This is a genomic window from Pseudomonas sp. GM84, assembly GCF_000282535.1.
Taxonomy (GTDB): Bacteria; Pseudomonadota; Gammaproteobacteria; order Pseudomonadales; family Pseudomonadaceae; genus Aquipseudomonas.
The window spans coordinates 1-8,311 of sequence record NZ_AKJC01000349.1; the positions used below are offsets into that span (position 1 = coordinate 1).

At 59.3% G+C, this 8,311-nt stretch carries 7 protein-coding genes; 3 read left to right on the top strand and 4 right to left on the bottom strand.

What is annotated here, in order from left to right; genetic code table 11:
* The first annotated feature begins 49 nt into the window (after positions 1-49).
* Positions 50-2,101 carry a hydantoinase/oxoprolinase family protein gene (locus PMI38_RS25090; RefSeq protein WP_008100562.1) on the top strand — a complete coding sequence of 684 codons (2,052 nt, stop codon included), beginning with the start codon at positions 50-52 and terminating at the stop codon, positions 2,099-2,101.
* Complete coding sequence (locus tag PMI38_RS25095; protein ID WP_008100564.1) at positions 2,098-3,792, top strand: hydantoinase B/oxoprolinase family protein; 1,695 nt, start codon at positions 2,098-2,100, stop codon at positions 3,790-3,792. The genes PMI38_RS25090 and PMI38_RS25095 overlap by 4 nt, the downstream gene beginning before the upstream one ends.
* Positions 3,793-3,895: 103 nt before the next feature.
* Here the strand turns inward: PMI38_RS25095 and PMI38_RS28000 are convergent, their stop codons facing one another.
* The 3 genes from PMI38_RS28000 to PMI38_RS25105 form a co-directional block, all read right to left on the bottom strand.
* A complete protein-coding gene (locus PMI38_RS28000; protein WP_443216400.1) occupies positions 3,896-4,309 on the bottom strand; it encodes a cytochrome c3 family protein in 414 nt (137 codons plus the stop codon).
* The gene (locus PMI38_RS25100; protein WP_008100568.1) at positions 4,272-4,985 is read right to left on the bottom strand and encodes a ferric reductase-like transmembrane domain-containing protein; all 714 of its coding nucleotides are present in this window, start codon (positions 4,983-4,985) and stop codon (positions 4,272-4,274) included. Before PMI38_RS25100 ends, PMI38_RS28000 begins: the two co-directional genes overlap by 38 nt.
* 711 nt (positions 4,986-5,696) lie before the next feature.
* Entirely contained in the window at positions 5,697-6,422 is a 726-nt protein-coding gene (locus tag PMI38_RS25105) for a tellurite resistance TerB family protein (RefSeq protein ID WP_008100571.1), read from the bottom strand.
* Between the two features lie 169 nt (positions 6,423-6,591).
* On the opposite strand from PMI38_RS25105, the gene PMI38_RS25110 reads away from it, so the two are divergent.
* Positions 6,592-7,212, top strand: a complete 621-nt coding sequence (locus PMI38_RS25110) for a hypothetical protein (RefSeq protein ID WP_008100573.1) — start codon at positions 6,592-6,594, stop codon at positions 7,210-7,212.
* Between the two features lie 8 nt (positions 7,213-7,220).
* Here PMI38_RS25110 and PMI38_RS25115 read toward each other — a convergent pair whose 3' ends face one another.
* Positions 7,221-8,126 carry a transporter gene (locus tag PMI38_RS25115; RefSeq protein WP_238540223.1) on the bottom strand — a complete coding sequence of 302 codons (906 nt, stop codon included), beginning with the start codon at positions 8,124-8,126 and terminating at the stop codon, positions 7,221-7,223.
* Positions 8,127-8,311 lie beyond the last annotated feature (185 nt).

Sequence of the window (8,311 nt, forward strand, 5' to 3'; positions counted from 1 at the left end):
ACAGCCGGCAGCTGCGGCTGCCGGCGCCTGCACGACTGCCGGAGGATTTATGACAATTCGTGTGGCTACCGATATCGGTGGCACTTTCACTGACTTGGTGTACCTGCAGGACGGTGTGATCAAGGCTGTGAAGGCCGATACCACTGCACCGCATTTCGAACAGGGGCTGCTTGATGCAGTGGCCAAGAGTGGCGTGGACTATGGCGATATCAGCTTCTTTGCCCATGGCTCCACCGTGGTGATCAATACCCTGACCGAACGCAAAGGGGTCAAGACTGCATTGCTCACCACCCGTGGTTTTCGCGATGTGCTGGAAATCGCACGCGGTAACACCCCAGACATCTTCAACACCCGCTACCGCAAGCCGCCTCCCTTTGTGCCACGGCATCTGCGCCTGGAAGTCAGCGAACGACTGAACCATCACGGTGAAGTATTGACGCCGCTGGACCTGACGCCGCTGCCCGGGCTGCTCGATGGTCTGCGCGCTGAAGGCGTTCAGGCGATTGCCATCTGCTTGCTGCATGCCTACTGCAATCCGGTTCACGAGCAGCAACTGATGGCGGCGGTGCAAGCGCACTGGCCGCAAGTGGCGGTAATCGCATCCCATCAGGTCAGCCGCGCCCTGCGCGAGTACGAGCGGACCAACACCACGGTGCTGTCCGCCTATGTGATGCCCGCTACCCGCGACTATCTGGACAACCTGTCGCGGCACCTGGCGGAACGTGGTCTGCAGCACGAACCGTTCATCATGAAATCCAACGGTGGCATCTCCCCGGTACGCGCCGCCCGCCAAGACCCCATCAGCCTGGTGGAATCCGGACCTGTGGGCGGTATGCTCGGTGCCCAGGCCTACGGCGAGCTGATCGGTGAATCCCAGGTGCTGGCGCTCGACATAGGTGGCACCACAGCCAAGTGCTCGCTGATCCATCAGGGCAAGGTGGATATCAGCAATGACTACGTGATCGAGAAAGACGCGGTGAGTGCGGGCTACCCGATCATGACGCCGGTGGTGGATATCGTTGAAATCGGCAACGGCGGCGGTAGCCTGGCCTGGATCGATGCTGCCGGCAGCCTCAGGGTGGGGCCGCAGAGCGCAGGGTCACGACCTGGACCGGTGGCCTACGGTCGGGGTGGTCAGGTGCCGACGACTACCGATGCCAATCTCTATACCGGGCGTATCAACCCGGAAGATTTCGCAGGTGGCCACATCACACCAGACCTCGGCGCCGTGGAGCAGGCCTTCGGCGTGCTGGGTGACAAGCTCGGTGTAACCCCGAAGATGGTCGCCCACGGGGTACTGCAGATCGCCAACGCCAACATGGTCAATGCGCTGAAGCTCATCTCGGTCAACCGCGGCCATGATCCCCGCGACTTTGCGCTGATGGCCTTTGGTGGCGGTGGCGCATTGCATGCCTGTGCACTGGCGGGCGAGTTGGGCATTCCCAAGGTCATCATCCCGCCGTTCGCGGGGGTTTTCTCCGCTTGGGGCATGCTCATGCTCGATGCGCGTCGCGACTATATCCAAACTTATCTGCAAGCATTGGACGACGATCGTCTGGCTGGGCTTGGGGCTGCGTTCGAAGGCCTTCAAGCCGAAGCCGTGGCGGCGTTCGCCAAGGACGATATGCCCCGCGAGGCCTTGCGATTCGAATGGCATATCGACGCGCGCTACAGCGGTCAGGAACACACGGTCAAGGTGATGCTCGAAGGCCTGGAGCTGGGTGCCATCCTTGAACAGTTCCATACTCGCCATGAACAGGCGTACACCTTCCGACTCGACTTGCCCATAGAAGTCGTCAACTTGCACCTCGTGGCTTTTGGCACGGTACCCAAGTCGCCGATGAACCCCATTGGCAGCACCGATTGCACCTCGGCCGAAGCTGCACTGTTCGGACACCGCTGGGTCGAGTTCGAGCCCGAGCAGCCGCTGCACACGCCGTTGTACCGGCGTTCGTCGTTGCTTCATGGCATGCGCATCGACGGCCCGGCGATCATCGAAGAAGCCACTACCACCACCGTGATGGGCCCGGCCGACCGGCTGGAAGTCGATGCCTACGGTGGGCTTCACATCCACATCAACGTGCAGGAGATGGCGCAATGAGCACGGCCAATCCGTTCACCCGCGAAATCATCAAGAATGCCCTGGTGGCCATCGGCGAGGAAATGTTCCTGGCGCTCAAGCGCACCAGCATGAGCCCGATCATCTACGAGGCGCTGGACTATGGCATCGGCCTGACCAATGCCCGCGGCCAGCTGATCTCCCAGGGTAATGGCATTCCCGGCTTCATCGGTACCCTCGATGGCGCCGTGCGCAGCGTGCTGGACAAGTTCCCGCTGGACGAGATCCGCCCGGGAGACATGTTCATCACCAATGACCCTTACACCGGCGGCGGCACGCACCTGTCGGATGTGTCGATGATCATGCCGGTGTTCCATGAAGGCCGCCTGCTGGCCTGGACGGCTAACAAGGCGCACTGGACCGAAGTTGGCGGCAAGGACCCTGGCAGCTTCAGTGCCGACGCTAGCGAGATCTACCAGGAAGGTTTGCAATTCCCTACCGTGCGAATCTATGACCAGGGCCGTATCAACCAGGCCCTGGTGGATATCATCGCAGCCAACGTGCGCCTGCCGCAGATGACCCTCGGCGACCTGCATGCCTGTGCGGCCGCCCTGCGAGTGGGTGAGCGGCGCTTGCTGTCGATCGTCGGCAAATACGGTGAGGCCACTACCCTGGATGCCATCGAGCGCCTCTTGGAGCACGGTGAATCCATGGTGCTGGCGGCGTTCGCCGGCTTGCCCAAGGGCGTGTTCCATGCCGAAGATGTGATCGATGAAGACGGCCTGGGCAATGGACCGTTTACCGTGAAGGTCCGTGTCGAGATCGGCGAGGGGCGCTTCGTGGCCGACTTCACCGGCTCCAGCCTGCAGGCCCAGGGGCCGATCAACAATACGCTGTGCGGCTTGCAGTCGGCGGTACGTGAAGTCTTCATGGGGGTAGTGCGCCCCGGAATACCGGCCAATGCAGGCTGTTTCCGTCCCATCGAAGTGATCTGTCCTCCAGGAACCATCTGTACGGCCGAGCGCCCAGCGCCGGTGTCGGCCTATTTCGAGTCCATGGTAACGGCTGCCGATGTGGTGCGCCGCGCCCTGGCACTGGCCTTGCCGGACCGGTTGATTGCTGGCCAGCTGGGCTCGGTGTGCTCGATGGTGCTCAATGGACGGGATTCGCGCACCCACGAGGAATACCTGCTGGTGCAGCCGCTGGTGGGGGGCTGGGGCGCGGGGCATGACAAGGACGGGGAGAGTGGCCAGTTCTGCGTCGGCAACGGTGAGACCAGCAACCTTCCGGTGGAGTTGACCGAGCGCTGCTATGAAGTACTGGTGGAGCATTACGGATTCCACCAGCAGGACGGTGGTGCAGGGCGGCATGCGGGTGGACGCGGGGTACGCCTGGACTACCGGATCCTCTCGCCGAAGGCCTGGATCTCGACCTTCTTCGGGCGGGGCATTACCCCTCCGTGGGGCATTGATGGGGGTCAGGAAGGCTCTTGCAATTTCGCCGAAGTCATCCGTGTGGACGGACAGAGCCAGCGCTTCAGCCGGGCAAACCGCGTAGCGATGGAGAAAGGAGATTTGTTACGGCTGATCACCGCCAACGGCGGTGGTTGGGGACCCGCCACAGAGCGCAGTCTTGAAGCAATCCTTATGGATATTCATGACGGCTATATTTCGAAAGAGCAGGCGAGGCGAGACTATCCTTCCCAGATGGAAAGGTGTTCAAAGCAAGGTTGATTACTTGTCTGTCACCAAGAAACATAGGCAGTGAGTGTCGTTAAATTCAAGCGGTGATCGAAAGTAGTTCTCTGACTGCTTTCGATCTCGACTCAAGACATTTTTACGGTCTTGCAACGGCTGTCTCAATCATCGGTTGCGCATGGCATACCTGGCACTCTCGTACTGGGCCAGCAGTATGCAGTCGCTGAATATTTTGTAAATGGCAGTCTCGGCAAAGATTATGGAAGTCTTCCTCGATGCGCAGGGCTAAGGTCGGTGTTTTTTTATGGCACAGCAGGCAGGTTCGCTCACCGGAGGGCGCGGAGGGAGAATGATCGGCATAGTCATGATGGCACGTCAGGCAGTTAACCCTTCCATGCGCTTGGTGGTTGAAATCGAGAGGAAGCAGGGGGCGATGTTTGACGAGCTCGCCGTGACCATAATTAAGTGCGCATCCGAGTGCGACGACCAACAGCGCCGGCAATAATGGGTTTAATTTACTCATAAGGTAAATCGCTATTTGCCAGCAAAGCATATCCAGCCGACAGGAGTATGACGACAATCATGAAGCTGCAGGTCAACCAACTTGCTAATATCCCAGTATTGCGCTTTCTTGGCCCGTCACCCCGTTCTAGAGGCTTGCGTGGCAGTAGCGGTAGAAAAGTAATCAAGACCGCCAAGGCAGAAAGAAAGGTAACTTTCCAAATCTCTTTTATATAAAATCCAACGCCGACAATGTGTAGCAATATCAAAAGCATTATGGCGACACTGAGTCCGTAATGCCAGCGCTTGAAGCTTTTTTGAGTTCCCCATATTTTTTTTCGCACACTCGGGAGGCTAATAGGCAAAGCGAACATCAGCAGGATCATTGCCCACAGGCCGCTCAGCATGGTCCATGATGCTGAAGGCAGTAGGTATTCTATGGTTAAAGGTTCTTTAATCAATAGAATGCCAATGTGTATGACCGCTAGCGCTGTTGCTGCATACCCAAGGTCTCGATGAAGGTTCATGAAAAATTTTCCATCGTAATACGGCTTGGCAAGAGGTCGGCCGCTATAGATGAATAGAATAAGCATAAACACAGCAGAGAAAAGCCCTGAGATATTTGCAAAATCCCAAGCAAGGCCTATTCCAGGTTTTGCATTTGTAAACAAAAGTACAAAGAAGGGCACGGCGATTATCAAAGACAAACGGCCAATTATTGCAGTCATAATTTTCCTCCATGGAAGCTGGAAACTGTGTTTCGCGCGGAAATTATCTTACTAAAGAGCACGTAAGCCTTTTGCTTTTCTGCCTTGTTCTTTGTTGGCCGTGACAATTCTTGATTCCGTAAGATAGGACATGTGCAGACCGAGTCATATCCAAACCTGAAGCGGTCCAAATGTGGGGTGTTGATGAGGGGACGAAGGTTGCTCGGGACCGTGTGCATGACACTCGGTCTACAGAGCGCCACTTTACCGGGCTGGGCTCAAATTGCCCGGACGCATTGTTCATTGACGCTTACGGGAAGCGACTTTGCCCACATTGGCCCTATTGCCAGAGAGGCCTCCGCCAACGGCAGCTTCTGGCCCAAAGAAGCATGTCGCCACCGTCCGTTATGGGTCGAAAGCAGTCAGTCGAGAGTGGCCGCTATTGACCCAAGGTAAATATCTGGATGTTGGGGCCGCTTCGCGGCCCATCGCCGGCAAGCGCGGCTCCCACAGGTACAACGCAAGCCTGAGGCTGTTGATACTTTTGTGGGAGCCGGCTTGCCGGCGATGAGGCCAGCACTGACAGAAGAGCTTTGAGTCAGTGCCCGCTCTGGGTCGAAAGATGCCGCTCACACCTGAAAGGGCTGCCCAATGGCAGCCCTTTCAGGTTTTGGCACCGACTGGCGTGAATGCAATCTCCAGGGCCTTGCCTGCGCACGCATCCCAGCCCGGTCAGGCGGCTCCCTTGGCCTGCTGCTCCAGGTGCACCTGCAAGGTCGGATCGATTTGCAGTGCGCCGGCCAGTTCGTCAAGGTAGGCCCGCTCTGCGTCCTGCTGATCATCCACCAGCATCACGCTGGCCAGGTACATTTCCGCGGCCATGGCCGGGTCCTGGGCCGACTGAGCCACCTCGGCGGCATCGAGTGGCTTGCTGACTTCCTCATCCAGCCATTGCTGCAGTTGCGGGTCGCTGGTGTGACGTTTGATTTCCGCGTAGATCAGCTGTTCTTCCTGCTTGTCGATGCGACCGTCAGCCTTGGCTGCCGCAATCAGCGCGCGCAAGATTGCATGGCTGTGATCCTCGGCCTCGGGGCCGGACAATTGATCGACAGTACGCACCGCCTGTTGCGGGGCTGCCGCCTGGCTGCGCTGCCAGCTTTGATAGGCCTGGAACGCCATCATGCCCAACGACGCCAGGGCCGCGTAATTGGTGCCACCGGAGGAGCGCCCCTGGGTATAGCCGCTAGCGCTGCTGCCACCACCGCCACCCAACAGGCCGCCCAGTAAACCACCCAGGCCACCACCGCCACCCGTTGCACCGCCGCCGCCAAGCAGACCCCCCAGCAAGCCGCCCAAACCGCCCAGGCCGTCTTGCGATGACATGCCGCCGCTCCCTTGTTGCGCTCGCGAGCCTTGCCCGGCCCGCAGTAACTGTTCGAGTAGATCGCTGGTGTTCATGGTACCGCCCTCGGTCGGTAGTCGTTGCCCAGACAAGCAACGATAGCCCCCTCAAGGCGATCCGCCATCACCGTCTGACCGACGGGAAACGCAGGCTTACCGAGCGGGTAGGTTTATGTGAGCATACCCACCCTGCGATGCCCCATCCCATGCCCCAACGAGAGGCTGTATGTCGATTTTCAACGAAAGAACCCTGACGCTGACCCTGGCCGTCGTCGGCCTGTTGGGGCTGTCGAACCTGCATGCCGCCAGCAAACCCACCACCAGGCTGGCACCTGAAATCAACGTCACGGTGCTCGGTGGCAAGTTCAGCTTCAACCTGCCGGCAGGTTTCACCGCGAGTCCTCTGAGCGCTGATGAACAGAGCAGCGAAGGCGCCGGCAGCGTGGGTACCCTCTATGCCAATGCGCAGGAAAGGCGCGTGGTCATGGTGGTCGAGAAACCGCTCCCCGAAGCTTCTCGCCCCGGCGACAACGACGATGCCTTCCTCGACGGCGCCGTCAGTGGCTTCGTCAACCGCCAGAGCGCCGAATTGCCGGACTTTCGACAAACCGGCGAATCGCGCCTCACCCTCAACGGCCTGGGAGTGCGACAAGTCGACAGTACGGCAACCCTGGGCGGCGGCAAAACGTTGAACAGCACCTTTATTGCAGGCTCCGGTGATCGCATGGCCGTCATCCAGGTCATTTCCCGCGGCGACCAAGCCAGCGGTCATGCTGCGCTGGTCAAGCGAATTGCAGGCGAGTCCTCGATGCCGGTTTCGGAATCGCCCGAAAACGGCAGTAAATAGCACGCAACTCAAAGCCCTCCGCCAAAGCGGTACTGCCAGACAATGGCAAAGCCATCGTATTCGCTGCCAGTGCGGCTGTACGCACCATGACTGCCAGACAGCTTCAGCGAATGGTTGCGGTTGACCGGCAGGGTGAGGGTGGCCCCGTAGCGGGTGTTCTCTTGGTAATCGTGGTTGCCGACGCCATTGATCGAGGTGCTGCCGCCGGCAAGGTAAGTGGCATCCAGCGACACCCACACACCGTTGGTGAAGGCGTAGATCATGTGCCCCTGCAGCTGATAGAGCGGGTCTTGGGACGCCGTGCGATTGCCGAAGTAATCGTCATTGTCGGTGAAGTAGGTTGCCGCTGCGGCCAGCTCCAAGGTCACCGCCCCCAGCCGCTTGGAGATCCCCAGTTCGGGCTTGAATGACCAGCGATTGTTGCCCAGGTTGACCAGCCTGCCGGGGTCATATTGGCCAAGGGGCGCGGTGATCGCCAGGCTGGCACCGATGATCACGTCCTGCCGGTAGTCAGCGAACTCGGCAAGGGACAGCGCCGGTGCGCCGTACAGGTTGACCGAGAAACGAAATCTTGGATCGATCAGGCCGGTGACATCACGCTCCCTGGGTTCACCGGCAAACAGCGCAGACCCCTTCAAATGCGCCCTGGGTATGACGACATCGAACTTCCCCGATCGACCCCATACGTCCAGAGACCTGGCAAAGGCAACCACCGCCGACTTGATCTTGATCTTGCCATCCTGCAGCGGTACCGAAGGGCTGGCAGTGACACTGCCATCAAGCTCGCTGTAGCCCATCAGCAAGAAATTGATGCCGACCGGGGTATTGCTGTACGACCTGGGTTCAAGATCTTCGGCAGCGGCCGTGCAGGCCAGCAGGGCAAGTGAGGCGGCGGCGCAGGATTTGTGTGTCATGCACATTCACGCGCTTCCTGTCGGCCCCAGAGTGGTATGTATTGTTGTAGCGCATGGTTTCAAAGTTCGGAGCGTCCGCTTTGGGTCGAACGCAGCCCTTGGTCGCAAGTCTGATCTGGCCTCATCGCCGGCAAGCCGGCTCCCACCTTTACAGTGCCAGGCCTGGGTCCCTGTGGGAGCCGGCT